This window comes from Rhodococcus sp. W8901 (assembly GCF_013348805.1).
Taxonomy (GTDB): Bacteria; Actinomycetota; Actinomycetes; order Mycobacteriales; family Mycobacteriaceae; genus Prescottella.
The window spans coordinates 3,270,948-3,296,912 of record NZ_CP054690.1; the positions used below are offsets into that span (position 1 = coordinate 3,270,948).

General features: G+C 67.8%; 27 protein-coding genes and 2 pseudogenes. 16 read left to right on the top strand and 13 right to left on the bottom strand.

What is annotated here, in order from left to right:
- Positions 1-52 precede the first annotated feature (52 nt).
- Positions 53-894 (bottom strand): annotated as a pseudogene (locus HUN07_RS15410) (IS30 family transposase); the annotation flags it as partial.
- A 420-nt stretch (positions 895-1,314) separates the two neighbouring features.
- Here HUN07_RS15410 and HUN07_RS15415 point away from each other — a divergent pair.
- Positions 1,315-1,683 (top strand): hypothetical protein, encoded by a 369-nt coding sequence (locus tag HUN07_RS15415; RefSeq protein WP_174910731.1) that lies wholly within the window; start codon positions 1,315-1,317, stop codon positions 1,681-1,683.
- A gap of 240 nt (positions 1,684-1,923) precedes the next feature.
- Here HUN07_RS15415 and HUN07_RS27290 read toward each other — a convergent pair whose 3' ends face one another.
- On the bottom strand, positions 1,924-2,046 hold the full coding sequence (locus HUN07_RS27290) for a hypothetical protein (RefSeq protein ID WP_302675455.1): 123 nt from the start codon (positions 2,044-2,046) through the stop codon (positions 1,924-1,926).
- A 285-nt stretch (positions 2,047-2,331) separates the two neighbouring features.
- Between HUN07_RS27290 and HUN07_RS15420 the strand changes: the two genes are divergently transcribed.
- On the top strand, positions 2,332-2,775 hold the full coding sequence (locus HUN07_RS15420; protein WP_217487133.1) for a hypothetical protein: 444 nt from the start codon (positions 2,332-2,334) through the stop codon (positions 2,773-2,775).
- A gap of 131 nt (positions 2,776-2,906) precedes the next feature.
- Here HUN07_RS15420 and HUN07_RS15425 read toward each other — a convergent pair whose 3' ends face one another.
- Positions 2,907-3,491 carry a DUF7822 domain-containing protein gene (locus HUN07_RS15425; RefSeq protein ID WP_174910734.1) on the bottom strand — a complete coding sequence of 195 codons (585 nt, stop codon included), beginning with the start codon at positions 3,489-3,491 and terminating at the stop codon, positions 2,907-2,909.
- A gap of 408 nt (positions 3,492-3,899) precedes the next feature.
- On the bottom strand, positions 3,900-4,355 hold the full coding sequence (locus HUN07_RS15430; protein ID WP_174910736.1) for a DUF2867 domain-containing protein: 456 nt from the start codon (positions 4,353-4,355) through the stop codon (positions 3,900-3,902).
- A gap of 261 nt (positions 4,356-4,616) precedes the next feature.
- Between HUN07_RS15430 and HUN07_RS15435 the strand changes: the two genes are divergently transcribed.
- The 5 genes from HUN07_RS15435 to HUN07_RS15455 all read left to right on the top strand — a co-directional run bounded on the left by HUN07_RS15435 (position 4,617) and on the right by HUN07_RS15455 (position 8,293).
- Complete coding sequence (locus tag HUN07_RS15435; RefSeq protein ID WP_254622530.1) at positions 4,617-5,543, top strand: poly(ethylene terephthalate) hydrolase family protein; 927 nt, start codon at positions 4,617-4,619, stop codon at positions 5,541-5,543.
- A gap of 76 nt (positions 5,544-5,619) precedes the next feature.
- Positions 5,620-6,078, top strand: coding sequence for a HEAT repeat domain-containing protein (locus tag HUN07_RS15440; protein ID WP_174910739.1), 459 nt, complete (start codon positions 5,620-5,622; stop codon positions 6,076-6,078).
- Between the two features lie 157 nt (positions 6,079-6,235).
- Positions 6,236-6,682: a hypothetical protein gene (locus HUN07_RS15445; protein WP_174910742.1), complete on the top strand. Its 447-nt coding sequence runs from the start codon at positions 6,236-6,238 to the stop codon at positions 6,680-6,682.
- 82 nt (positions 6,683-6,764) lie between these two features.
- Complete coding sequence (locus HUN07_RS15450) at positions 6,765-7,283, top strand: hypothetical protein (RefSeq protein ID WP_174910745.1); 519 nt, start codon at positions 6,765-6,767, stop codon at positions 7,281-7,283.
- Between the two features lie 161 nt (positions 7,284-7,444).
- A complete protein-coding gene (locus HUN07_RS15455) occupies positions 7,445-8,293 on the top strand; it encodes a hypothetical protein (RefSeq protein WP_174910747.1) in 849 nt (282 codons plus the stop codon).
- Between the two features lie 83 nt (positions 8,294-8,376).
- Here the strand turns inward: HUN07_RS15455 and mqo are convergent, their stop codons facing one another.
- A complete protein-coding gene (gene mqo, locus HUN07_RS15460; RefSeq protein WP_174910750.1) occupies positions 8,377-9,885 on the bottom strand; it encodes a malate dehydrogenase (quinone) in 1,509 nt (502 codons plus the stop codon).
- A 91-nt stretch (positions 9,886-9,976) separates the two neighbouring features.
- Here mqo and HUN07_RS15465 point away from each other — a divergent pair, with 91 nt between their 5' ends.
- Complete coding sequence (locus tag HUN07_RS15465; protein ID WP_174910753.1) at positions 9,977-10,891, top strand: LysR family transcriptional regulator; 915 nt, start codon at positions 9,977-9,979, stop codon at positions 10,889-10,891.
- A 10-nt stretch (positions 10,892-10,901) separates the two neighbouring features.
- Here the strand turns inward: HUN07_RS15465 and HUN07_RS15470 are convergent, their stop codons facing one another.
- Positions 10,902-11,486: a TetR/AcrR family transcriptional regulator gene (locus HUN07_RS15470; RefSeq protein WP_114724487.1), complete on the bottom strand. Its 585-nt coding sequence runs from the start codon at positions 11,484-11,486 to the stop codon at positions 10,902-10,904.
- 85 nt (positions 11,487-11,571) lie between these two features.
- On the opposite strand from HUN07_RS15470, the gene HUN07_RS15475 reads away from it, so the two are divergent.
- Positions 11,572-12,627, top strand: coding sequence for a beta-ketoacyl-ACP synthase III (locus HUN07_RS15475; RefSeq protein WP_114724488.1), 1,056 nt, complete (start codon positions 11,572-11,574; stop codon positions 12,625-12,627).
- A 64-nt stretch (positions 12,628-12,691) separates the two neighbouring features.
- On the opposite strand, the gene HUN07_RS15480 is transcribed toward HUN07_RS15475, so the two are convergent.
- On the bottom strand, positions 12,692-13,282 hold the full coding sequence (locus HUN07_RS15480) for a TetR/AcrR family transcriptional regulator (protein ID WP_217487134.1): 591 nt from the start codon (positions 13,280-13,282) through the stop codon (positions 12,692-12,694).
- Between the two features lie 64 nt (positions 13,283-13,346).
- Here HUN07_RS15480 and HUN07_RS15485 point away from each other — a divergent pair.
- Positions 13,347-14,059: pseudogene (locus tag HUN07_RS15485) on the top strand (lysophospholipid acyltransferase family protein).
- Here HUN07_RS15485 and HUN07_RS15490 read toward each other — a convergent pair.
- From HUN07_RS15490 to bioB, 4 genes are all read right to left on the bottom strand, one after another.
- Entirely contained in the window at positions 14,037-16,349 is a 2,313-nt protein-coding gene (locus HUN07_RS15490; RefSeq protein ID WP_174910755.1) for an FdhF/YdeP family oxidoreductase, read from the bottom strand. The pseudogene HUN07_RS15485 and the gene HUN07_RS15490 overlap by 23 nt on opposite strands.
- A gap of 202 nt (positions 16,350-16,551) precedes the next feature.
- Positions 16,552-17,106 carry a DUF2567 domain-containing protein gene (locus HUN07_RS15495; RefSeq protein ID WP_254622531.1) on the bottom strand — a complete coding sequence of 185 codons (555 nt, stop codon included), beginning with the start codon at positions 17,104-17,106 and terminating at the stop codon, positions 16,552-16,554.
- 11 nt (positions 17,107-17,117) lie between these two features.
- Positions 17,118-17,366, bottom strand: coding sequence for a biotin synthase auxiliary protein BsaP (gene bsaP, locus HUN07_RS15500; RefSeq protein WP_114724492.1), 249 nt, complete (start codon positions 17,364-17,366; stop codon positions 17,118-17,120).
- Positions 17,353-18,366 (bottom strand): biotin synthase BioB, encoded by a 1,014-nt coding sequence (gene bioB, locus HUN07_RS15505; RefSeq protein ID WP_114724493.1) that lies wholly within the window; start codon positions 18,364-18,366, stop codon positions 17,353-17,355. Before bioB ends, bsaP begins: the two co-directional genes overlap by 14 nt.
- Before the next feature lie 171 nt (positions 18,367-18,537).
- On the opposite strand from bioB, the gene HUN07_RS15510 reads away from it, so the two are divergent.
- Both HUN07_RS15510 and HUN07_RS15515 read left to right on the top strand, forming a co-directional pair.
- On the top strand, positions 18,538-19,167 hold the full coding sequence (locus HUN07_RS15510) for a TetR family transcriptional regulator (RefSeq protein ID WP_174910758.1): 630 nt from the start codon (positions 18,538-18,540) through the stop codon (positions 19,165-19,167).
- Between the two features lie 71 nt (positions 19,168-19,238).
- Positions 19,239-19,832, top strand: a complete 594-nt coding sequence (locus HUN07_RS15515) for a hypothetical protein (RefSeq protein WP_174910760.1) — start codon at positions 19,239-19,241, stop codon at positions 19,830-19,832.
- A 22-nt stretch (positions 19,833-19,854) separates the two neighbouring features.
- Here the strand turns inward: HUN07_RS15515 and HUN07_RS15520 are convergent, their stop codons facing one another.
- A complete protein-coding gene (locus tag HUN07_RS15520) occupies positions 19,855-20,145 on the bottom strand; it encodes a hypothetical protein (protein ID WP_174910763.1) in 291 nt (96 codons plus the stop codon).
- A 144-nt stretch (positions 20,146-20,289) separates the two neighbouring features.
- On the opposite strand from HUN07_RS15520, the gene HUN07_RS15525 reads away from it, so the two are divergent.
- The 4 genes from HUN07_RS15525 to HUN07_RS15540 all read left to right on the top strand — a co-directional run bounded on the left by HUN07_RS15525 (position 20,290) and on the right by HUN07_RS15540 (position 24,876).
- Positions 20,290-22,071: an MOSC domain-containing protein gene (locus HUN07_RS15525; protein WP_174910766.1), complete on the top strand. Its 1,782-nt coding sequence runs from the start codon at positions 20,290-20,292 to the stop codon at positions 22,069-22,071.
- A gap of 80 nt (positions 22,072-22,151) precedes the next feature.
- On the top strand, positions 22,152-22,577 hold the full coding sequence (locus tag HUN07_RS15530) for a DUF6325 family protein (RefSeq protein ID WP_114724510.1): 426 nt from the start codon (positions 22,152-22,154) through the stop codon (positions 22,575-22,577).
- A 15-nt stretch (positions 22,578-22,592) separates the two neighbouring features.
- Positions 22,593-22,916: an SHOCT domain-containing protein gene (locus HUN07_RS15535; RefSeq protein ID WP_114724498.1), complete on the top strand. Its 324-nt coding sequence runs from the start codon at positions 22,593-22,595 to the stop codon at positions 22,914-22,916.
- A 55-nt stretch (positions 22,917-22,971) separates the two neighbouring features.
- Positions 22,972-24,876, top strand: a complete 1,905-nt coding sequence (locus HUN07_RS15540) for an alkyl/aryl-sulfatase (protein WP_174910769.1) — start codon at positions 22,972-22,974, stop codon at positions 24,874-24,876.
- A gap of 30 nt (positions 24,877-24,906) precedes the next feature.
- Here the strand turns inward: HUN07_RS15540 and HUN07_RS15545 are convergent, their stop codons facing one another.
- Positions 24,907-25,884 carry a helix-turn-helix transcriptional regulator gene (locus tag HUN07_RS15545; protein ID WP_174910772.1) on the bottom strand — a complete coding sequence of 326 codons (978 nt, stop codon included), beginning with the start codon at positions 25,882-25,884 and terminating at the stop codon, positions 24,907-24,909.
- Between the last annotated feature and the right edge of the window lie 81 nt (positions 25,885-25,965).

The following is a 25,965-nucleotide window of genomic DNA, read 5'->3' on the forward strand; positions in this document are numbered from 1 at the left end:
CTTCCACGTCGGGTCGGGACACCGATCCTGCCGCTGAACAGGTTTGTCTGCTAGCCGCGACGACAGTAGCGAAACGCTCGGCTGGGGTGTCCCAGCCGAGCGTTCTACGTGGGCGGTTGTTGAGTTCGGTAGTGACAGCGTCGAGATGCGCGCGGGAGTGACCTTCCAGGCTAGTTCCTTTCGGGAAGTACTGGCGCAGTAGCCCGTTCGTGTTCTCGCTCGTCCCGCGCTGCCAGGGCGAACGAGGATCACAGAAGTAGACGGGAATGTCGGTGGCGGCGGTGAATTCATGGTGCAGGTTCGTCTCGGAGCCCTGGTCCCACGTCACCGACCGCTTCAAGTGCGCCGGCAGATGCCCGATGGTCCCGGCGATTGCGTCCCGGACCCGGTCGGCGGTACGGCCGTGGGGCAGGTGGACGAGCATCACGTGGCGGGTGGAGCGTTCGACGAGGGTGCCGATCGCGGACTGGTTGTTCTTCCCGACGATCAGATCCCCTTGCCAATGCCCGGGCACGGCCCGGTCGTCGACCTCGGCGGGGCGCTCGCTGATCAGGACCATGGGGGCCGCCATCCGCTGCACCCGCTGCGGCCCGCGGCGCCGCCGGCGAATCGTCCGTCCAGTACGCAGGAATCGAGCGACCTCGCGGTGCAGTTCGCCATGGCCTGCTGGTAGAGGGCCGGATAGATCATTTCGTGGCACACGTGCATCTCCGGACGGTCGGGGAAGTCCCGGCGCAGCCTGCGCATTATCTGTTCCGGACTCCACCTGACGTTCAGATATTCCTGCACCACCTGCCGTAGCGCTGGCTGCGCGGCGAGCTTGCGGGTCTTCGGCCGCGGCCGGCCGGCTGCGGCCCGGGCCTGGGCGGCGTGCGGCCGGTACCGGCCGGCTCCCACATGTTCATCGGTGGCTTGCCCGACGGTGAGCCCACACCGCGGAGATCGCTACCAAAGCCCAGCCCGCGAGAGCAGTGACCGAAGCCGGCCAGTCAAACACGAAGTGCTGAACGTGAACATCGTTGGAATGGGCATACGTACAGCTCGCGCCGACCACAGGCAGCCACGAACGCGTTGCCTTATAGACAGGACCCCCGTCGCTGACCGAGTCCTGGACACTGACACAAAGATCGGTCGCTGAACTTCCGACGCCGAGGAATGACAAGGCACCGAACCCGACCAGCACCGACACCACACCGGCCGCCGCTAGAACCGCCGGCAGCCACGACGCTCCCCTCACACGAACCCCCATCACATCGTGCCGGCCCGGGCGGAACACGTCATCTGCCCAGGTCACGAACGATATACCGTGCCATCATGCCCACAACCCTGCGCCGCGCAATCCGATACGGCGCCCGCGCCCTCGCCGCAGTGTTCGCCGCCGGGATCCTCTACACGATGTTCGTCTACCACAGCCTCAACATCTTCACCCCACCCGAACGCCTCGAATCCCTCGGCAGGACCTACCAACTCGGCAACCTTCCCCCACTCACTCGTGAAGAGATCCACCAGCGACACCCACCCAGCCACCGCGAGTACTACACCCTCGAACACGTCAGCAACCTCTGGCCCCGCCACCCCGTCTACCAATTCCAGAACGACACCATCCGAGGCCAAGCCACCACCAGCGCCTACCTCAAATGGGGCGACCACTACATCACCTACAGCCTCTCCGGCGCACCCTAAGACCCACCCGGGACATCTCGTCTCCCCTGGTCAAGGCAAAGAATCGGCCCCCACACCCGAAAGGGTGTGAGGGCCGAGCCGCACCGCGCGAACGCGATCGGTGAGACTGACAAACGGGACCGGCCCGCTTCCGACGAGCCGTCCCTCCTGCATCAGGTCTGGTCGAACAGCAGCGCCGCCGCGTCGTGCTCGACGGGACGGACCGCGATCCCCTCACGCTCGACGCCCGTGAACCCCGCGTCAGACAGGGCCGCGCCAGATCCACACCCTCCAGATCGATTCCGGGAGAGCCACGTTCACCGTCGCCCGGTGACGCGAGACCTCGGTCCACACGATCTCCACCGTCTGCATCCTCGTGTTCATCGGCCTACTCCTTCCCCCACCCGCCGTCCGGTTCCCAGCGGTCTTCGAACCATTCCGCATACCGCCGCCGGCGTGATGGGCACGTCAGGCCGGCGAACAATTGCCGTCTATGGCGGGGACCTTCAGCAGGGGCTCTCGTCACCGTGGTTGTCGATCCCCAGGTCAGGACGGCGGGGATCTGTCATCCACAACGACCTGAGTCTGCAAACCATGAATCCGGCCGTCCACCACCTCGATCCCGGTTACCCGCGTGATCCGTCGTACCCGGCGTGCACAATGACTTGCGTGACATTGAAGGAAACGCAGGGACCGGGGCACGGCGTGGATTTCGCCGCCCTCGCCGCGTATGTGAAGCAGTACCGCGCCGGTGGCTACGACGTCGACACCGTCACCGAGTCGGTGTGCGCGAAATGCGGCGGACGAGCCTTCGCGATCGGCGTAGACGACGAGGCGGGTTGTGCCGAACGTCTCTGCGTGGCCTGCGACGACGCCGTCCTGATCGCCGACAGCGTGGACCACTGGCCCGAGGCCGAACCGTCCCAGTGCGAATGCCCTTGTGGCGGGGACGAGTTCGCCGTCGCGGTCAGCTTCGCCCCGGTCGGCGACGGGAGCGACGACGTGCGCTGGGTGAGCATCGGGCTGCGGTGTCTGCGAGACGGGATGCTCGGCGTGTACACGGACTGGAAGATCGACTACAGCCCTTCGGGCCACCTGCGAGGCATGGCGTAGGCGGGACGTACCCGAAGGGCGTCGCCGGACCGAGCATCCGCGCCCGGTCCCAAAGACGCCTCGCCCATCACGGCGTCCAAGTCGCGGCGACCGCCTGCAGGAGACGCACCCCAATCGGCACCGACGCGCGGTCACGCCTGTCGCGGGCCGTCGAGCTCGATGTACAGCGTGTCGGACCAGTAGCCGAGACCGAGCTCGCGGAGGGGTTCCTCGCTACTCTCCTGCGACGGCGTGAACACCCGCTGCCAGAAGTTCGGCTTGGCGGGTGCGAGCCTGACCAACGCCGCCTCCATCTCTGTGTCGATGTCCGCCAGCCCAGCCATCAATGTCCGGCCCTGGTCAGCGAACGGCTCGTCGTCCATGTCGAAGACCTCGCCACATTCGAGGACGAAATGGTGGTCGGGTTCGGTGTGGCTGCGCAGGAACCGCAGCGCATCCTCAGCCATCGTGCCGAGGCCGGGGTGGTCGATGCGGCCGAGGAAGCCGTCGAGCCGGGCGATGCCTGGGCCGCAGCGGGCCGTGACTGCGATCAGGTCGGGGGTGTCGTCCCAGATCATCGACTGGCGGGCACGGGGGTCCACGGAGACGAGGATCCGTGGGACCAACGGTATCGCGTACGACCACTCGGAGATGCCGGCGAGGCGATGAACGCGTGCAGCTGCCGGATCTTCCTGAGGGCAAAAGGGAGTGGTGTAGAGATACGTGCGGTTGGCCACGGCCGCTTCCTGTCTGTGGTCGGATCGGTCGACGAGCCGAGTCTAAGCGCGCAGTGTCGGTCGAACCCCTAGGTGGTCGGCGGGTTGGTCGGTGGCGCGGTGGCGGGCTGCGAGGTTCAAGGGTCGGCAGGCCCGTCGAGAAAGTTCGCGGTTCCGTCGTCCGCGTAGCGGCGGTGACGCGCCGAAACCCGCAGCAGGAATCGACCGTCGTCATCATCCCCGATGACGAACAGAAGTGCCGGCACGGGGCGGCCGGATCGGCCACGGCGTGATCATCGGCAGCTGACTTTCAGTAGAACCGTCCACCGTGGTCCGGACAGAGGTTGCACCGCGTGGACGCGCTGGACGCGACGCCGTCGATCTCGAAACCATTCTGCTGCAGAAGATTTCGAACGACAGCTCTCTGAACTAGCGCGGTGTGAGCCTGGTGCACGCCCGGCGCAGCATCGACCGCACGACCACCGGGTGGACGACGCTGACGGGCGCGAAGTAGACGCGGCCGCGCCAGCCCTTCAGCCGCACAACCGTCGTCAGGCGGACGAGTCGCGTCTCGGTGTCGACCGCGACACCTGCCCGGAAGTCGAGGTGTCGGTCGTCGACGGAGATCAACGCCTCACCGTCCTGCATGCACGACACAGCGAAGATGTCGCGGCCCGCGCGGGGCACGCCGATCAGCGGGACTACCAACTGGCGGACCGCCATGGCGATACGAATCCACACCGGGGTCGATCCGCCTGCGAACACCGTCTCGGCCCACACCCGCGGATCGTCGGTGGCGCCGAGCGGTAGTGGCGCCGCGACCACGTCGACGAAGTCCGGACGGGGAATGTCCTCGAGCGCAAGAGACCAGAACGCGGGACGCATAGCGCCATCGTCCCCCCGACGCCCTGTCCCGGTCCAGACCGAACCACAACTGCCACCGGCCGTGTCGCGAAGACCGCGCTCCGACTGGTGACGGTCAGGGGACTGTCCACATGCCGGCGCCGGGCAGGGTTGTGAGAGCCGGGTATCCGGGAGAACCGTCCGGCGCCGTAGCGCCCCGCTGAATCGTATGACCGCGCCAGCCGCGCGGGCTGCGTGACCCAACCTGTCGCCGGTTCGTCCGGCAGTCCCTAGGGTGGGCTCGTGAAGTTACGACGACCTCTGCCCCCCGCCACCCGACGCACCCGGACACTGCTCCTCGCCGCGATGATCGCGATGCCGATGGCGTCCGGAATCTCGGCACCGGCCCTCGCATCAGTTCCCACTGCTCCCGCGGCAGATCCCGCGGCGGCGACTCCCGCTGCTCCGGAACGGCAATCCGTCAGCGAGCGCTACGCGGCCACCGGCACCCACGCCGTCACCTCGGTGGCGGTGCCCGGATATCAGGTGTTCCATCCCGCCGACATCGCCACCAGTCCCGACCGCCATCCCGTGGTCACCTTCGGCAACGGAAGTTACGCGACGTACGAGCAGTACGAGGAGTTGCTACGCCACCTGGCCTCCTGGGGCTTCGTCGTCGTGGTCGCCGACAGCAGCGTCACCGGCGACGGGACCGAGATCCTGGCTGCAGCGCGCTACGTCCTGGCACAGAACGAGAATCCGGAGAGCATCTTTCACGATCGCATCGACGTCGCACATGTCGCCGCCGTCGGACATTCGCAGGGCGCCGGGGGATCGATCAATGCCAGCACCGACTCCGACGGACTCATCACCTCCACCGCCGTACTCGACCTGCCCGACCCCTGGTGGGCCACTCGGCCCGTCGACGTGATCGACGTGGCTCGGCTGACAGGTCCGGTGTTCTACCTGACAGGGGCCGAGGATCCGGTCTCGACGGCCATACCGCAGGCCGCCTACCACGCCGTGAGCCCGGGGCCCGCGGCCCGCGGCCGCCTGCTGGGGGTGGGGCACAACTGGCCCACCGACGGAGGTGGATTCCGCGGGTACCTCACCGCGTGGCTGCGCTTCACCCTCACCGGAGACACCGACGCCGCGCGCGCCTTCGTCGGTCCGGCACCGGAACTGTTGGCCGATCCACGGTGGGACGGGACTGCGGTCAAGGGTTGGTGAATCGACCATTCCGGGGTGCGCGGCGCTTGTCTTGGAGGTGAAGTCGAACTGATCGGATTCGGTAGTGTGGAGCCTCATGGGTTCCGGATCGGTGGCCGTCTGTGAAGTGATCGCCAACTTCGCGCAGTGGAGCGCGGACAGGCGTTTCTCCGCACTACGATCCTTGGTTCCCGAGGATGACGACGGACCCTTGCTGGCCTCATTCCTGCTCGCGGTTGCGGCCGATGTGTCAGAGGACGACTTGGTGAGGATCGAAGCGGTGCGGGTCTTCGAGATCCTTCAGATCGATGACGATTCCCTTGCCGAGAGATGCCGCACAGCGCTGATCCACCTAGCCCGGACAGACGACGATTGGGATGTCCGCAACGCCGCTGGTTGCGCGGTGTTCGACCTGCCCGGCGCCGAGCGCGAACTCGAGACGATGCGCTCCATGATCGCAGCGGAGCAGGAGGGCTTCGTGCGCGAGAATGTCGGAGCCGCACTGGACATGTTCCTCCGGCGCCGTGATTCCGCCTGGGGCGTGTCTGACAAATAGGCAGGGTTCAGGTGGGATGCTCCCATCGGGACGGGGCGATGCGACGGAGGTCGGGAATGGCCGCGACTTGCAATCGCAGTGAGGGCGAAGCGCCAGGCCGAGATTCCGGCACCGGTGTGAGGGAGGGATCAGGATGTTCGGCAGGATGGTCGGCAGGATGTTCGACAGGACGTTCGATTCGAAGAAGCTCAACGATCTGATGGAGCAGCTCAGGCCCGACCTGAGTCCGGAATCGCTCGGCGTCGGGCCCGACTTCCCGGGCGTCGCCCCGAACCCGCTCATGAGCAGTGATGCATCGAAGCGCAATGCGGAACTGCGTACGGGCGCGCTTGCGCTCGGCGTTCTCGTCGACTGGCGGGAGGTCAACAGCAATCCACGCGTGGTCCTGATGTTCGACGTGGAGACCGCCGACGGCATCTCGTTCCGCGGCATCGCAGACGAAGCCCTCACGATCACCGAGCTCACCCGACTCGCCCCAGGACAGACGTTGCCCGTGCGCTACCGGCCGGCCGTCATGGACCACTACGTCGCCCTTGCCCGGGACGCGGACCCCGCCCACGTGCAGCAGCTCTCTGACGAGATCGCGAGCCGCAAGCGGACCTGACCCGAAGCCATTGGCCGGAACACTAGTTCTATCCGCTCGACGCCTGAACGCACACCCACCTCGCGCCGGTAGCGTCGGGCGGATGGAACTCGTCGTCACGTCGGACACCGGCACGATCGGGGACCTGTACGCGCTGGCGAACGAGCTGCAGGAGGCAGGAGATGCCTTCGCCGTTGCCACGCCAGCGGTCGCCGGGACCCTCGTCCTCTGCCTGAGATGCCTGCCCGCGGACGTCGGCCGGCGGTCCTTCACGCGCTTCGAGCGCTCCGAGCCCGCGCTGCTCGTCGACCTGTGTGTGACGGAAGAAGCGGTCGACGGACTCACCACGGCGCAACAGCGCGAGGCACTCGGCGAATTGCTCCGCGAATGGATCGGAAAAGCGTCCCTGTCCCGGTCCGCACCATGGTCCCGGAACCAGCGGGCCGAACTCCGACATGGGGCGGAGCAGTTGCTGGTTCGGCTCGGCTGGCTCGTCGGTCCACGTGTCCGCGCGGCCGAGCTGTGCAGGGCCGATCACCCGTTGGACGAGATCGCCGAGGCGACGGGGCTGGACCTGGACGAAGTCGAGAATATATTCGCCGATACGACCTCGCCGGATTGACACCCACGGACCCGATCGCTGTCGTCCATGGTGATCCATCGACACACGGATGATCCCGTCCGTTCTCGCGGAGTACCGGGTTATGGATTGGTAGACATGACAGTTCGTGTCGGTTTCGCACTGATCCGCTGACCGGCGTGCGGACGCGTTAGGCTCACGAGGTGATTGCCGCACCGCGTCGCATCCCTCGGGGAGCAGAGCTGGAACCGTTGCTGCGCTGCTACGGGTACCGACTCACCCGTGCCGGGACGGTCAAAGGCGCCGACCCGTCGCGTGATCCCGAGGATGTGGTCGCTGCGGCGAGATTGGGGTGGCCCGTGCATGCGACGGAGCGGTGGACCCCGTCAGAGATCGTCGAGCGCACGACCGCGGCGGCCGACTCCCTCGATCCCGACGCGGTGCTCGCGGCCTTCGTCGCGGGGCTGGGAAGCGCACCACGTGGCCGCCAGACGGTGATCTCCTACGGTTGGGCACAGTTCCTCGACACCGCACCCAAGGGCACCGGCGGAATCCCGGACTGCGGCCTCGACCCGCTGCACGACGCGGGATACGACGTCGACGTCACGGAGACCTTGTTGCGGCTCGCGCTCGGTTGGTCATGGAACGAACTGCCCGAGAAGTACCTACCCGATCTGGAAGCCGCAGTCGCGGAGGGGCTGCCGCTGCCGAACGAAGAGGACAGGGAACGGGTCCGCGCACTGTTGGACGTCGTCCGCGCGCAGCCCCCGGGAACACGGCCCAGCGAACTGGAGAAGGCCGTTGCGCGGGCGAAGATCGTTCCCGGCACAGACAAGTACCAGCGGTACGGCATCCTCATCGGGCTCTCCGAGATCGGCGTTCTGCCCAGCCCCGTCCTTGCCCCGATGTGGGACCGGTTCATCGGCAACACCGAGCGGCACGCCGCCTACCACTCCGTCCAGAGCGGCCCGCGCTCCGACATACCGGTCCCCCTCGCAGGGTGGCGCGGCGGCCTCGACGAACGCAGAGCACAACGCCTACTGGACGTCTGACGCCGGTGCACGCGTCATCCCGTTGAGCGCACGGCGTTCGGGACTCCGGATAACGCGTCGGCATGAAGATCGGCAGGCAATCGTCATTCCGATCGCCGCAACAGACGCAGCGAGCGCCCCGTGCGTTCGAGGTTGCGGTCGACCACCTGCTGGTCACGCTCACCGGCCGCACCGAGACCCGGCATGAGCCTGCGCAGCAACGGTTCCCACTCCGCGCGCTTCTCCGGGAAGCACTTGTCGAGGACGTCTGCCATGAGCGGCGGTGCGACCGAAGCGCCCGGCGAGGCACCGAGCAGACCGGCGATGGTTCCGTCCGCACCGACGACGACCTCCGTCCCGAAGGTCAGCACTCCGATCCTGCGCCGATCCGGTTTGACCAGCTGGGCGCGCTGGCCGGCCTGCGCCACACTCCAGTCCGCCGGATCGGCCCCGGGACAGAAGCGTCTCAACTGACTGAACTTGCGTCGGCGCGAGGCGAACAGCTCGGCGATGAGATAGCGCACGAGCGGCAGGTTCTGGATTCCGACCGCCACCAGCACCGCGACGTTTCGGAACCGGATGGTCGTGAACAGGTCGGTGAGCCTGCCGCGCTCGAGGAGCCTCGTGCTGAAGGTGGCGTACGGACCGAACATCAGCGAGGCTTGGCCGTCGACGACCCGCTTGTCGAGATGCGGCACCGACATCGGCGGGGCCCCGATTGCGGCCTGCCCGTAGACCTTCGCGTCGTGCCGGCCGACCACGGCGGGGTTGCCGGTGCGAAGGAACTGGGCGCCGAGCGGGAACACCGCATAACCGCGCACCTCGGGGATCCGGGCCTTCTGCAGCAACTTCAGCGCATACCCACCGGCACCGACGAAAACGAAACGCGACCTGATCCGGAAGCGGCGCCCGGACGCACGATCAGACCCGGTGACGGTCCAGATGCCGTCCGACCCGCGCGCGAGGGAGGTCACCTCGTGCCGCAGGTGCACCCGCGCCCCACCGCTCGTCATCACCCGGACGAGCGTGTGGGTGAGCGCCCCGAAGTCGACGTCGCTACCGCCCTCGTAGCGGGTCGCCGCGACCGCCTCGGCATCGTTCCGTCCGTCCATCAGCAGCGGCGCCCACTCTCGGACGGTCTCGGGATCCTCGGTGTACTGCATCGCCGCGAACAACGGTAGGTGCCGCAACGTCTCGAATCGCTCACGCAGATAGGCGATGTCGCGTTCACCGAACACGACGTCCATGTGCGGCGTGGGATTGATGAACGATGCCGGGTCGTGCACGTCACCGTCCTCGACGAGCGACGCCCAGAACTGCCGCGAGAGGTGGAACTGGCGGCCGATGTCCTCGGCCTTCGCCGGATCACCGGCATCGGGCATGTAGTTGAGCTCGCACAGCCCGGAATGGCCGGTCCCGGCGTTGTTCCATGCGTTCGAGCTTTCGCCTGCCAGTTCCCCGAGACGCTCGAGCAGCGCGACGGACCAGTCCGGCTGCAACTTCGCCAACAGTGCACCGAGGGTCGCGGACATGATGCCGCCGCCGACGAGGACCACGTCGAGAACCTCGCCTCCGTGCCCGGTGTCCGATCCCCCGCCACTCGCCTGAACCATGCCGTGCCCCTCTCCTCGCCGGTATGTCAGCAAGGCTGCCCACGCGCAACTCATCCGTCCAATGATGATCTGGTGACTTTATGATCCGAATATGGATGAATCACTGCCCGGCGAGGTCGACGCCGTCGCGCCTTTGCTCGCTGCCTTCGATGCGGCCGCGGAAGAAGGGCACGTAACCCGCGCATCCGAACTCCTCGGCGTACCGCAGTCGTCACTCAGCCGACGACTGAAGACCCTGGAGAAGACGCTGGGCGTGCAACTGTTCCAGCCGGCCGGCCGCCGAATCGCCCTCACGTCGCAGGGGCGGGAACTGTTCGAGCGGACCCACGGCCTCGTCCGGGCACTCGACGATGCGGTCGCGGCGGTGCGCAGCAACGCGGATCCCGAGAGTGGGCTCGTGCGATTCGGTTTCCCGCTGACACTCGGCCCGGTGAGCATTCCCTCCCTGCTCGCCGACTTCCACACCACCGCGCCCCGGATCCGGCTGCACCTGACGCAGGACCACGGGAACGCCCTTGCCGCGATGGTCCGCGACGGCCGACTGGACCTGGCGGTGATGATCCCCTGCCCCGACGACCTGCCCGCCGCCGTGCTGGGACACCAGCGCCTCCTCCTGCACGTCGCTCGCGGACACCCGCTCGCCGCCCGCAGGCGCGTCGATCTCGCCGAACTCGCGGACGAGCCGTTCATCGCGAGTCCGCCGTCGTACCACCTTCGCAGGATTCTCGACTCATCCTGCGCGCGAATCGGATTCGCGCCGCGTGTGTCGTTCGAGATCACCGAGTTCGAGACGATCCGGGCTCTCGTTGCGCACGGGCTCGGCGTCGCCGCACTGCCGGCCGCCGAATCCCCGCACCCGGACCTGGTGGCAATTCCCCTGAGGGGCGTGCCCGATCGGAGCATCGGGCTCGTGACCGGCCACTACCGGCCCACTCCGGCCGTGACGCGACTCCGCGACCACATCGCCGCCCACGCAAGTGCGTTCGCGGCGGGCAAGCACCCCTAGAGCGTGCCCCCTAGCGGGGTGCGAGGTGATGCCCCAGCAGCAGACCGAGCTGGTCCTGTGCCGCAGCGAAGGGTTCACTCGACTTGAGCGCGCGACTCTGGACGATCGCACCCTCGATGACCGACAAGAGCAGTCCCGACATCGAACGCGCGGTCGAGTTGTCGAGCCCGCTCCGAACCATGCCGCCGGAGAGCAATGCCGTCCACTCGGTGAACGCGTGTCCGGCGGCGGACTGGACCGCCGGATCGAGCTCGTCCAACGCCGCCGCCATCATGAACGAGCCCAGACGGTAGTCACTGGATTCGAGAGGATCACGCCAGAATGCGAGCAGGTCGTCCAACCATCGGTCGATCGACGGCGCGGTCGGCAGCCGTTCAGCCATCGCACTCAGATGCGAACCGACGACCCTCGACACGATCCGAGTGGCCGTCTCCACGACCTCACTCTTTCCGGCCGGGAAGTGCTGATACAGCGAGTTCCGCGACGTATTGCTGCGTTTGAGCAGCTCCGCCAGTCCGGCACCGTGCACCCCGAGCTCCTGCACCATGGCAATGGTGCTCGCGAGGAGTCGAGCGCGCGGGCGTGCTGTGGTCATTCGAGCCTCTTTCGGTTGTGTGGACCGATCGGTTCATGTTAGATCTGAAGCATGTGAACCGATCGGTCCACATGGAGAGGATGCCGTGCCCGCCCCCATCGCCACCGCACAGCCCGTCGCCCACGCAGCCCTTCTGGGCCTCGGCGTGTACCGGCCGCGACGTGTGGTCCCCAACTCCGAGATCGTCGACCGCATCGACTCCTCCGACGAATGGATCCGGACCCGTTCCGGAATCACGGCCCGTGGCTGGGCCGAGCCCGACGAGACCATCGTCTCGATGAGCGTGGCGGCCGCCCGCGACGCGCTCGCCGCCGCGGGTCTGGTGGCCGAGCAGATCGACGCGGTCGTGCTGGCCACCTCGTCGCAGATGGTGCTGGGGCCGTCGGCGGGGGCGGTGGTGGCGACGGAACTCGGTATGCACGACACCGCCGCCTACGACATCTCCGCCGGGTGCGCGGGCTTCTGCTACGCGCTCGGCAACGCCGCGGGTCTCGTCCGCGCAGGGCAGGCCCGCCATGTCCTGGTGATCGGTGTGGAACGGCTGTCCGACCTGCTCGATCCGACCGACCGGACGTGCGCGTTCATCTTCGCCGACGGTGCCGGCGCGGTCGTGGTGGGTCCGTCCGACGCCGAGGGAATCGGTCCGGTCGCGTGGGGTTCGGACGGAAGCCAGACCGCGGCGATCAAGCAGGACAAGGACTTCAAGCAGTACTTCGCCGAGGTCGAGGCAGCCGAAGCCGACGGGGGCCGCACCGAGCGGCCGTACATCCGGATGAACGGTCAGGCCGTGTTCCGTTGGGCGGTCACCTTCCTGGAGAAGGCGTGCCGCGACGCACTGGAGAAGTCCGGTGTCGCGGCCGACGACCTGGACGCCTTCGTGCCGCACCAGGCCAACAGTCGCATTACCGACGCACTGATCCGGACACTGGGACTACCTGATACCGTCGCGGTCGCTCGGGACATTGCCGAAACCGGCAACACCAGCGCGGCGTCGATCCCGATGGCCATGGAACAGCTTCTGCGTTCCGGCCAGGCCCGCCGCGGCGACACGGCGCTGCTGCTCGGCTTCGGCGCCGGACTGGCCTATGCCGGACAGGTCGTCCAACTACCCCCGATCGTGACCGGAGACGGGCTCGGATAGCGTCCCAGCCGCCCCGGACAAGGCCGGATGCGGTGCTCGGGGATCAAGAACGGGAACAGCGCCCTCAGGTCGGCGGCACCAGGTGCGCACCGATCACCCGCCCGACGAGACCCTCGAGCACGGCATCGCCGGCGACCAGTTGCAGACTCCGGTTCGCCACGAGGACAGCGGTTCCGTGCAGGGACACCCAGATGGCAAGTGCGCGATCGCCCGCGTCGGTGTCGTTCGACGCGTCCTCGACGAGCCCGTGCAGTGCGGCGAAGAGTGGCAGGGTCGTCGCGCGCAGGTTCTCCCCGGCACCCTCGAGCAGGTCGTGCCGGAACATGAGCTCGAACATCGCCGGCCGGTCGCGGGCGAACTCGACGTAGGCGATCCCGAGCGCGACGAGTCGATCTCGCGCAGGGGCACTGGATCCGTCGAGCGACGGGCGCAGCCGCACCGCGAGGTCCGAGAATCCCTCGACAGCGATCGCGGCGAGCAGCGCGTTGTGCGTCGGGAAGTAGCGCCGCGGCGCTCCGTGTGACACCCCGGCCCGCCGGGTGATCGCCCGCAGGCTGACGCCGGACGCCCCCGCCGCCTCGAGCAATTCGACACCGGCAGACACCAACTCGTCACGCAGCGAACGCACCGTCTCCATGTAGACAGTGTCTACCATCGCGCTACGATCAAGCGAGTAGACACTGTCTACTCGAGTGCGGGCGGGAAAACAGGAGGCTGATGTGTGGTATCGACTGTTCAAATACGTGCTGATCGGACCCGTTCTCCGGGTCCTCGGTCGACCGACGATCGAGGGTGCGGAGCACATCCCGACGAGCGGTCCGGTGATCCTCGCGGGCAACCATCTCGCGGTCGTGGACTCCTTCTTCCTGGTGCTGATGGTCCGGCGCCGCATCACTTTCGTGGCGAAGCGCGAGTACTTCACGGGCACGGGGATCAAGGGCAGGTTTCTCCGTTGGTTCTTCACCGCATCCGGGCAGGTCCCGATCGACCGTGGCGGTGCCGACGCCGCCGCGAGCGCGCTGCGGGCCGCGCGCGACATCCTCGAGGCCGGTGGCGTGTGGGGCATCTACCCGGAAGGGACCCGGTCGCCCGACGGACGGCTGTATCGCGGGAAGACCGGCGTGATGCGCGTTGCGCTGGCCACCGGTGCGCCGGTCGTTCCGGTCGTCGTCCGTGGGACCGACACGGTCAACCCGCCCGGCACCCGCGCGTGGCGGCCCGGCCGAGTGCGGATCACGATCTGCCCACCGGTCGATTTGTCTCGCCACCACGGCGGGCTCGGCCCCACCGACGGGTCACCCCACCCAGCGCGGTCCGCCACGGACGAGTTGATGCGCGTCCTGCACCGCCACTCGGGCCAGGAGTACGTCGCGAGATGTACGCCGCGGACTACAAGCGTTCCGATCGGGTCACGACGCCGCTCGAACAGTGATCCTGACGTTCTTCATGAGCGGCTGGTCACTCTGCGTGCTGTAGTCACCGATGGCGCACAGCACGTTCATCTCGGGCATGTACCCGGCCGCGCTGCCACGAGGGATGTCGTACGGAATGGCGGTGTAGCCGTGCAGGGAGCGCGTGCTGCCGTCGCGGGCGATGCTGGTGATGTCGACATCGTCGAACTTGCCGATACCGCGCTCGCGCATGTCGTCGGCGTTCATGAAGATCAGCGTGCGCAGGTTCTTCACACCACGGTAGCGATCGTTGTCGGAATAGATGGTGGTGTTCCACTGGTCGTGCGAGCGCATCGTGCAGAGGACCAGCCGGTCCTCGGCGGGGACGACATCCGGCAGTGTGGCGGTGGAGAATTCGGCCCGCCCGGAGGGGGTGTCGAAGACCAGTTCGCGGGCGGGTTGGCGGATGCGGAAGCCCAGGGGCAGGCGCACTCGTCGATTGAAGTCCTCGAATCCGTCGAGCACGTGGGACATGGTGTCGCGGATCCGGTCGTAGTCCTCGACGTACCGCTCCCACGGCGTGGCGCTGTCGGGCAGGGCGGCGCGGGCGATGCCCGCGACGATAGCCGGCTCGGACAACAGGTGCGGGGACGCGGGCCGCTTCATCCCGATCGACAGGTGCACCATGCTCATCGAGTCCTCCACCGACGTCGCCTGGACACCGGCGCGCTGCTGGTCCTTCTCGGTGCGACCGAGGCAGGGCAGGATCAGCGCATCGCGGCCGTGGACCAGGTGGCTGCGGTTGAGTTTCGTGCTCACGTGCACGGTCAGTCGGCACTTCTGCAGCGCCGCGAAGGTGTACGGGGTGTCGGGAGCGGCCAGCGCGAAGTTCCCGCCCATGCCGACGAAGACCAACACGTCGCCGCGGTGCATGGCTTCGATGGTGCCGACGGTGTCCAGTCCGTGGCGTCGGGGCGGGTCGATCTCGCAGACCGCGGCGAGCCGGTCGAGGAACTCCCCCGTCGGACGATGATCGATACCGCAGGTCCGGTTGCCCTGGACGTTGCTGTGACCCCGAACCGGTGAGGGCCCGGCGCCTTCCCTGCCGAGGTTTCCACGCAGCAGCAGCAGGTTGACGATCTCGCGGGCGGTGTCGACGCCGTGATCGTGCTGGGTGACGCCCAGGCACCAACTGAAGATGCTGCGGTCGGCCTCGCAGTAGACCAGCGCCGCCTTGCGGATATCGGCGCGAGCGACCCCGGACTGGTGCTCGATCTCCTCCCACGACGTCGCCTCGCACAGGGCCCGGTACTCCGCGAACCCGGAGGTGTGGCGCTCGATGAACTCGGTGTCGAGAGCTTTCGGGTCGGTGCGGGCCTCGTCCAGGACGACCTTCGCCATCCCACGGAGCAGCGCCATGTCGCCGCCGATGCGTGGCTGCAGGTTCAAGGTGCTGGTGGGGGTTGATCGGAATGAAGCCATGGCCAGGAACTCGTGCGGAATGATCGCGCGCCGGGCCGCGGCCTCGATCAGCGGATTGATGTGCACGATCTGAGCGCCCCGCTTGTAGGCCTCGACAAGTGAGGTCAGCATTCTCGGCGCATTGGAGGCCGCGTTGACGCCCATGACGAACAGCGCGTCCGTGACCTCCCAATCCTTCAGGTCCACCGTTCCCTTGCCCGTGCCGAGGGACGCTTGCAGGGCGCGGCCGCTCGCCTCGTGACACATGTTGGAGCAGTCGGGCAGGTTGTTCGTGCCGAGCTCGCGGGCCAGGAGTTGATACAGGAACGTTGCCTCGTTGCCGAGCCTGCCCGAGGTGTAGAAGGCCGCCTGATCGGGCTCGTCGAGTTCACGCAGGGCCCGGCCGACGAGGTCGAAGGCATCCGGCCAGCTGATCGGAACGTAGCGGTCGGTGTCCGGGTCGTACCGCATCGGCTCGGTCAGACGGCCCTGATCCTCGAGAGCGGCGTCGCTCCACCGCGACAGCTCGCCGACGGTATGCGCCGCGAAGAAGTCTCGGCCGACTCGTTTGTGGGTCATCTCCCAGGTGACGTGTTTGATCCCGTTCTCGCAGATGTCCAGGTGCAGGCCCTTGAGATCGTCCGGCCAGGCGCATCCCGGGCAGTCGAAGCCGCGGCCCTCGTGATTCATCCGCATGATGCCTCGCGGCCCGTCGAGGAACTCACCTTCTCGGGCGAGCACGCGGCCCACGCTCTTGGCGGCGCCCCAGCCGGCGGCCGGGTGGTGGTACGGCCGGAACCGGAAGGGGGCTGATTCGCCACTGCTGCCGGCCGTCGGGTCGGTCTTCTCGTTCTCGGATTCCGCGCTCATGATCGGTACGCTCCTGACGCGAACGGATCGGTCGAGGTTCGGTGACTACTCACGAAGAGCCGGATAGCACGCCAGGACGGTGCCAGCGGCGGATGCCGAGGAGTCTATCCCGAAGGCCGCCCGCCCGGACCCGATCCGACCGCGCAGGGCTCCTCGCCGAGACGATCTCCGCGACCGGCTAGCGCTCGACGGGGACGTCCGGCTAGCGCTCGACGGGGACGTCCGGCTTCGATTCGTCCGCGGAAAGTTCGTGATCCGAGATCCCGAGATCGTCGTACGGGCTCAGGGACACGAGGAGAAGGTAGATCAGTGCGGCCGCAAGGGGCTGCAGGATGAGCACGATCGGCGTCACCAGCCCCGGTGCCGCGGCGACGACGTCACCGACGGTCGGGGAATCGACGTCCGGGAAGCGCAGCTGCGCGACACCCATGCCCACGAGCGCCGCGACGCCCGCGCCCAGCCCGGAACCTCCCACCAACGCGGCCAGCGCGGCCGGACCCCGGGAGCGGCGCATCCCCCACACCGCGACGGCCGACAACACCCCGAGAACCGAGCCGATTCCGGCGAAGATCGCGATCGCGTCGAAGCGGTGCAGGCTCTCCGTGGTGAGCACCACGCCCCGGTCCTCGGCGACGACGAGCATCCGGACGGGCGGCGCCAGGAACGCCCACACGACACCTGCCGCGGCGCCGAGGATGGCGAGCCACCACACGATCCGCAGGGCTGCGCGCGGACGCGGGCGTCGAGATGTCGTCACATCGTGCGACGTTACCTGCGTCCGAGAAGAGCGGAGTCGAGGACGCCGTGGCGCGAGCACTTCGCCCACCACCCGTCCGGGCTGACCTGGACGATCATCCGTCGACCGCACTGCTCACAGAATCGCGGCGGCTCGAGCCCCAGTTGTGCCGCCGCGGGCACCTCGTCATCGACACCGACGACGATTCGGTGCCCGGTGAACGGGTTGTAGCGCTCGTCGCCCATCGCACCGGCCTCGCTCACAACGTCAGAGGGTGGCATTGAGTGCCTTGATCGGCATCTCGAGATCCACCAGCAGATCCAGATCGCTCTCGGCGGGACGGCCGAGGGTCGTCAGGTAGTTGCCGACGATGACGGCGTTGATTCCGCCGAGCATGCCCTGCTTGGCCCCGAGGTCACCGAGAGTGATCTCACGTCCACCGGCGAACCGGAGGATCGTCCGCGGCAGCGCGAGACGGAAGGCGGCGACGGACTTGAGGGCCTCGCTCGCCGGCAGCACATCCAGATCCCCGAAGGGTGTGCCGGGACGCGGGTTGAAGAAGTTCAGCGGCACCTCGTCGGGTTCGAGGGCGGCGAGGTTGGCCGCGAACTCGGCGCGCTGCTCGACGCTCTCCCCCATGCCGAGGATGCCGCCGCAGCACACCTCCATGCCCGCCTCGCGCACCATCCGCAGCGTGTCCCAGCGCTCATCCCACGTGTGGGTGGTGACGACGTTGGGGAAGTAGGACTCGGCGGTCTCGAGATTGTGGTTATAGCGGTGCACACCCATGGCCGCGAGCTGATCGACCTGCTCCTGGGTGAGCATGCCGAGCGAGCACGCGATCTGGATGTCGACCTCGTTGCGGATCGCCTCGATCCCGGCGGCGACCTGGGCCAGCAGCTTCTCGTCGGGCCCGCGAACCGCCGCCACGATGCAGAACTCGGTGGCACCGGTCTTGGCGGTCTGCTTCGCCGCCTCGACCAGGCTGGGGATATCCAGCCACGCGGACCGCACCGGGGACTGGAACAGACCGGACTGCGAACAGAAGTGGCAGTCCTCGGGGCACCCACCGGTCTTGAGGCTGATGATTCCCTCGACCTCGACCTCGGGGCCGCACCACTTCATCCGCACGTCGTGCGCCAGGGCCAGCAGCTCCTCGAGCCGGTCGTCGCCCAGCCGAAGCACCTCGAGCACCTGGTCCTGCGACAGCGCTTCGCCGCGCTCGAGCACCTGATCACGGGCGGTGGCGAGAATGTCGGTCCGCTCGGGGGCCTGGGTCACTGCAACTCCTCGGGTTCGAACAGCCCGCAGGAGCGGGCCGGACGGATACAGCAACATGATCGACGTCACGAATTGAACGCCGTACAAGTTGAACGGCGTTCACGTTAGAGCTGCGGTCGATTAGTGTCAAAGGAAACCCGCTCGAACGGCCGATCGAAGTAGGAGAAGTCAGTGCAGCTACGACGCGGCGACGTCCTCGACGGCGCAATGGCGATCCTCGACGAGTACGGCCTCGCCGACCTCACGATGCGCCGGCTCGCGACCTCGCTCGGCGTCCAGCCCGGCGCGCTCTACTGGCACTTCCCCAACAAGCAGACCCTCCTCGGGGCGATGGCGGACCGCATCCTCGAGGACGTCGACGCGCCGGTGTCGTCGACGCAGTGGGACGACGGCATCGCGGAGTTGGCCCACCGCCTGCACAGCGCGCTGCTCGCCCACCGCGACGGCGCCGAACTGGTGGCCGCGACCTACGCATCGCGGATGACGTCGAACCTGGCCCGCGAGAGCTTCGTCGGTGCCGGGATCCGCGCCGGCCTGCCCCGTCCGTACGCCGAGCTCGCCGCCTACACGCTGCTGTACTTCGTGCTCGGACACACCGTCGACGAGCAGTCCCGCGCACAGTTGGAGGCGATGGGCGCACTCACTCGGTCCCCCGCCTCGCCCGACACCGAGACGGGCGCCGACCTCGGCTCCGACGACGAACTCCTCGACGGCGATCCGGCCGTCCGCTTCGACTTCGGTCTCGGCCTGTTCATCGACGGCGTCCGGGCTCGACTCGGCGAGCCTGCGGCCCGCGCCTGACCGCCTGCGCCCGCCCCTACATTCGGAAAAAATCGCAATTCCGTCTGCGCCCGAGTTCCTTTCACCGCCGAATGGCGAGGGCGGCGCCCTGCGGCCCGTTACTGTCGCCGATCATGAGTTCAGTCGAACGGTTCCAGACTCGCACCGCGGTGCGCCGGGCCGCGATGCATGTCGGTCTGACCATCGCGGGAGGGCTTTCCCCCTTGCTGCTCGCCGGTTGCACGTCGGGAGGCACGACCCCTGCACCCTCTGCGAGCGAGACGGAATCGGCGGCCGTCGACACGACCACAGGATCAGACGGATGTGATGTGGTGCCGAAGCAGCGCGACGAGCTGTACGGAAAGGAATGGCTTCTCGCTTACAAGCAGGAGCCGTCCTCGGGTGTGTCCCTCCGGCGCTGCCACTACTCGAGGAGTGCACAGGACAGAACCGATCTCGTACACCCGGCATCGGGCATCGCCGATGCCGACGAGGTACAGGAGATCATTCTGTCGCTGCCCGATTCGACCGACGTGGGCCACCGATGCGGCCCCGGGGGTGATTACGTGTTCATCTACACCTTCGACGAATACACCGTGCTCGACCAGTCCGGAACGCCAGTAGCGACGTTCCAGACAAGCGAGAACGGCCCGTGCGGAATCAACAACGTGATCCCCTCCGCATGACGCCGTGGCCCGACGATCCGCATCACCGCGGAATCCACAGCGCATGTGAAGTGTCGGACTTCGATGCCGAGCGCGGCGCGAGAGCGAGCGTGCAGACGAAGGTTGCGGCCGCGAAACCGACTGCGACACCGGGCATCATGAGTGACGCCTCCCCTGCAGACGTGGACAGCACCCACATCGAGCACATCGACATCAGCAGGAAGATCGCGGCCGCAGAACACGACGCGAAGCGCGCCCGCCGACCGCCGCCACGACCACACCTCCGCACACCGCACCCGAGCCGATCGCGATCGACATCTCCCGCCCCACCCATTCCCCCATGCGGTCATGCGTACCACAGGAGGCGTCGTCGAACCCTTCACTGGTGAAACGTCTTCGGCAGGGCGAAGGTTGCTCGTTCATCTCGGATCGCGCCCTTCACCGCTGAACCGCGTCGACGACTACTAGCGTCGGAGACATGGGACAGCCTGCCATTACCGGGCGTCTGGTCTCGATCAATGTGGGAATGCCGCAGGACGTGCCCTGGCGCGGTAAAACGGTTCACACCGCAATCTGGAAGTCACCGGTGCCCGGACCGGTCAGGGTTCGACGCCTCAACATCGACGGGGACGGACAGGGCGACCTGGCCGGGCACGGTGGTGAGATGCGCGCGGTCATGGTGTATCAACTCGACTCGTACGCTCACTGGCAGCAGGAGTTCGGGCGCGACGACTTCGTCCACGGTCAGTTCGGTGAGAATTTCACCGTCGACGGCCTCGCCGACCACGACGTCTGCATCGGCGACCGCTATCGCATCGGTGAGGCTGTCTTCGAGGTCACCCAGCCACGAGTCACCTGCTATCGGGTCGGGCTGCGGATGAACGAGCCGCGGATGGCCGCACTTCTCGTCGCGCATCGCCGGCCCGGCTTCTACCTTCGCGTCATCGAGGAAGGGACCGTGCAGGCCGGGCAGGACATCGTCAAGATCGCCGACGGCCCCGAATCCCTCACCGTGGTCGACGCGGATCGTCTGCTGTACACCGCGGATCATCCCCGGGAACAGCTCGAGAAGGCGCTCCGGATCGAGGCTCTGAGCCCGGGCTGGCAGACCTCGTTCCGTTCGCTTCTCCGACAGGCCGACCGTCCCGGCGGCGGCAACGTCGGGCTCAGTCCCGCCGCGGCCGGACCACCGCCCGCCTGGCCGGGTTTCCGCGGTCTGCGCGTCTCCGACATCCGCCAGGAGACCCGCAACGTTTTCTCCATCGTGCTCGCCGACCCGAACGGCTCCGACCTTCCCGCCGCACTGCCCGGGCAGTACCTCACGGTGAAGATCGCGTCCGACGACGGCGGATCAGCACTGGTGCGGAGCTATTCGCTGTCCGGTGAGCCCGGCGCTCCCACCTATCGGATCAGCATCAAGGTCGAGCCCCACGGTGTGGTCGGCAACAAGCTGCATGACGCACTGCAGGTCGGCGACGACCTCGCCTCCGCTGCACCACGAGGAACGTTCTTCCTGACCGATGGGCAGACTCCCGTACTGCTCGTGTCCGCCGGGGTCGGGATCACCCCGGTGCTGGCGATGCTGCGTGCACTCGCAGACGAGGAATCCGGCCGCGAGGTGTGGTGGGTGCACGGCACCCGCAGCCGCGACGAACACGCGTTCGCGACCGAGGTGCGGCAGCAGCTGAACCACCTGCCCCACAGCCACTTCCACGTCTGCTACAGCAGGCCCGCAGCCACCGACCGCCCCGGAATCGACTTCACGGACACCGGGCACATCGACGCCGAACTGCTCACCCGAATCGATCCCCCACGCGATGCCACCGCCTACCTGTGCGGACCCACCGCATTCATGAACGATGTAACCGGCGCCCTTGTCGGTCTGGGCCTCGGTCCGGAGCGGATACGCACCGAGATCTTCGGCGCGGGCCCGGGTATCACCCCCGGCATCGCGACAACCCCGTCTGCGCCACCGCACGCTCCGCCGGGACCGCCGACGCAGGGACTCGCAGTGTCCTTCGCCCGCAGTGGCCTCACGGTGCCGTTCGACTCCACCGGATACGCGAGCATCCTCGAACTCGCCGAGGCCTGCGACGTCCCCGTTCGCTGGTCGTGCCGCACCGGCGTGTGTCACACCTGCGAGACCGCGATCATGAACGGCGACGTCGACTACGACCCGGATCCGGTGGACCCGCCCGGTTCCGGCGACGTTCTGATCTGCTGCTCGACGCCCCGCGACGACGTCGTCATCGACCTCTGACCCGGACGATCCGCTCGATGCGGACACGACATCCGTCGAACGTCCGGCGTCCGTGCGGCAATGGTGGCAGGCTCACGGTCATGGGTGACACATCGAACATCGGACCGGTCGAACTGGTCGTACTGGCATTCCCCGGCGCTCGCGTCGACGACGCCACGGTCGCTGCGCTGCAGGACGTCGTCGACCGCGGCTACGTGACGCTGCTCGATCTCGTCTACCTCGCCAAAGACGCCGACGGGAACGTCACCCAGGTGGACGTCGACGAGGACCTCGACGACGTCGGCCTGGCAATCCTGTCGATCGAGGCGAAGTCGCTCATCAGCGACGAGGACCTCGACGTCGTGCGCGATTCACTCGAACCCGGCAGCTCCGCGGCGATCATCGTCTACGAGGAGACGTGGGCGCGACAACTCGCGTCGACGGTCCGCGGCGCCGGCGGCGAGGTCGCACTGCACGTCCAGATTCCCCGCGACGCGGTGATCTCCGCGGTCGAAGCAGCACTCTAGGAACAGGAGAGCCACATGGTATTTCGAGCCGGCCGCAGGGGTCGTCCCGGATTGCTCGGCACCGTCGCGCGCACCGCGGTCATCGCGGGCACGGCGCAGGCCACGTCCAACGCCGTGAACCGCCGCGGACAGCAGCGGGCCGCGGAGCAGCAGGCATACGCCGAACAGCAGGCCGCGGCACAGCAGGTGGCCGCCGTCCAGCCCGCGCCCCCGCCACCGCCCGCCGCGCCGTCGGGTGACGACCTGGTCTCCAAGCTGCAGCAACTCGGTCAGCTGCACCAGTCCGGTGTGCTGTCGGACGACGAGTTCGCCGCGGCGAAGGCACAGCTCCTCGCCTGAAAGATCCGACGAAACAACTGAATTCGTGTCGATGGCCTGACGAGAGGATGTCCACATGACGGAGAACGAGGGTGCCGCCCCTGCAATCGCCGCAGCCAATGCCCGGGCGTCGGCGGCGCTCCCGTTCTCCGACGATGCGGACGTCGCGGACGCGGACCGCGGCTTCGTCGCTGCGCTGAGTCCCGGTGTGGTCACGGCACCCGACGGAGCCGTGGTGTGGGACAACGATTCCTACGCTTTCCTCGCCGAGTCCTGCCCTCCGACCGTCAATCCGAGCCTGTGGCGGCAGTCGGGGCTGGTCGCGCGGCAGGGCCTGTTCGAGGTCGCCGAGCGGATCTACCAGATTCGCGGCCTCGACCTGTCGAACATGACACTGATCGAGGGCGAGACCGGCGTCATCGTCATCGACCCGTTGATCTCGGCGGAGACGGCCGCGGCCGGACTCGCGCTCTACCGTGATCACCGCGGTCACCGGCCGGTGACCGCGGTGATCTACACGCACTCCCACATCGACCACTTCGGTGGGGTCAAGGGCGTCACCACCGAGGAGGACGTCGCGGCGGGGCGCTGCGCGATCATCGCGCCTGTCGGCTTCGTCGAGCACGCCGTCGAGGAGAACGTCTTCGCCGGCACCGCCATGGCACGCCGGGCCGCGTACATGTACGGCGCCGCACTGCCGCGTGGACCCCACGGCGCCGTCGGGGCCGGGCTGGGGCAGACCACGCCGACGGGAACCCCGACCCTGATCACTCCCACGCTCGACGTCACGGCGACCGGACAGATGGAAAACGTCGACGGGGTTCGAATCGAGTTCCAGATGACGCCGGGCACCGAAGCGCCGGCCGAGATGAACTTCCACTTCACCGATCTGCGTGCACTGTGCATGGCCGAGAACGCAACCCACACGCTGCACAATCTGCTGACGCTGCGCGGCGCCCTGGTACGGGACCCGCACGTGTGGGCGAAGTACCTGACCGAATCGATCAATCGGTACGCCGCACGCTCCGACGTCCTCTTCGCCTCCCACCACTGGCCCACCTGGGGGACGGCGCGGCTCACCGAGTTCCTCTCGCTGCAACGCGACCTGTACGGCTACCTGCACGACCAGACTCTCCTGCGAATCAACCAGGGCCACACGGGGATCGAAATAGCCGAGGAGATCGAGTTGCCGCCAGCGCTGGCGAACGCCTGGCACACGCACGGCTACTACGGTTCGGTGAGCCACAACGTCAAGGCGATCTACCAGCGCTACATGGGCTGGTTCGACGGCAACCCGGCCCACCTGTGGGAACACCCGCCGGTGGAGTCCGCGCGGCGGCACGTCGAGTTCATGGGCGGGTCGGCCGAGGTGCTACGGAAAGCACGGGAGTCATACGCGGACGGCGACTTTCGCTGGGTCGCGCAGGTGGTGAACTACGTCGTCTTCGCCGAACCCGACAACGCGGAGGCGAAGGCCCTGCAGGCCGACACCTTCGAACAGCTCGCGTACGGCGCCGAGAACGGGACATGGCGCAACTTCTATCTCACCGGCGCGTACGAGCTACGCAACGGGCCCGTCGGAACCCCGACGGCGAGCGCCGCGCCCGACATCGCGGCCGCACTGTCGGTGGAGCAGGTGTTCGACGCGATCTCGCTGCGGATCGACGGACCCAGGGCGTGGGCGGCGCACATCGTGATCGACTGGCGCATCACCGACGAGGACGTCGTGCACCGCACACAGCTGCGCAACGGCTTGCTGGTGCACTTCGACCTCGACGCCACCGTCAGGGACAGGCCGGCCCCGGACGCGACGTTCACGCTCACCCGGCCGATGCTGCTCGGCGCGTTGCTCGGTGGGGTGAACATGGGCGAGGCGATCGCCGACGGCCGGATCACCGTCGAGGGTGACGTCGCCGCCCTGGCGGAACTCGCCGGGTATGTCGACGAGCCCGACCCGAACTTCGCGATCGTCACCCCCTGACGAAGGCACCCACCACGACCGGACGGGCGATCAGATCGGCGTCAGCCCCCACCGCGCGGCCGTTGCCGCGGCCGCCGTGCGGTTGGGCGCCGCGATCTTGCGCAGGATCCGCTCGAGATGCGTGGCCACCGTCGCGGGGCCGATCCGCAGCCGCGCGGCAATCGCACCGTTGGAGGCGCCCGTCGGCAGCAGCGCGAGCACCTCCGCCTCCCGCCCGGTCAGTTCCATCGGCGGGTTACCCGGGCGGCACGCGACCAGGGTGCCGCCGCGCCGGACCGGCTCCATTCGCACACACAGCACCGAGCCCGCACCGACGAAGACGAAGTCTGCGGCCCGTCCCGACGCCGCGACGGCGCCGGCCAGTCGACCGCCGGTCGTGCCGGGGCCGAACAGGACGACCGGGGCGTCACCGGTCAGCGCCCGTGCCGAGCCGTCGGCATCGACGACCAGCGCGGCGTCTCCGGGACCTACCCGCGGGGACGGGCCGGGCTGTGCCAACGGGTCGAGCGCCTCCGCCAGCACGTCGCTCAGCAAGGTGACCGTGACGACGGACTGCTGGTCGAATCGCTGTCCGTCGGTGGTACTCATGTTGAGCATCCCGATGTAGCGACCGTCCCGCGTGTGGAGGCACTGGCTCAGCCCGTCGCTGTAGTTGTGCGAGCGAATGACCCGATCGAACACCGGTCCCGAACGCATCGCCTCGGGGACGTCGAAGAGTCGCATGGGAAGTCGCGTGTCCCGCAACTGCCGGAAAAGTGGGTGCCGTGGCATGCAGTTGTTCACGACGTCGACCGAATCGGCGTGGTAGCCGAGGCTCGCGCTGGTCACGTGTGCGCCTGCAACAGGGTCCCAGAACGACAGCACCGCGTGCCTGTACGGAACGGCGGCGGCGAGTTCGAACAGGACCCGACCGGTGGAGACACCAGGGGAACCCGCGTCGAGCGACCCCGAGGTCACGGCCGCCCGAAGGCACAGGGCCGCCCCCAACCGGTCAACCGTCGTGTCCATGGCGGCAGTATGCCCTACGTCACAGAAGACCCCGCCGCGTCCGTCGATCGACGGATCCCCGGACCGCACGGCGGACGTACG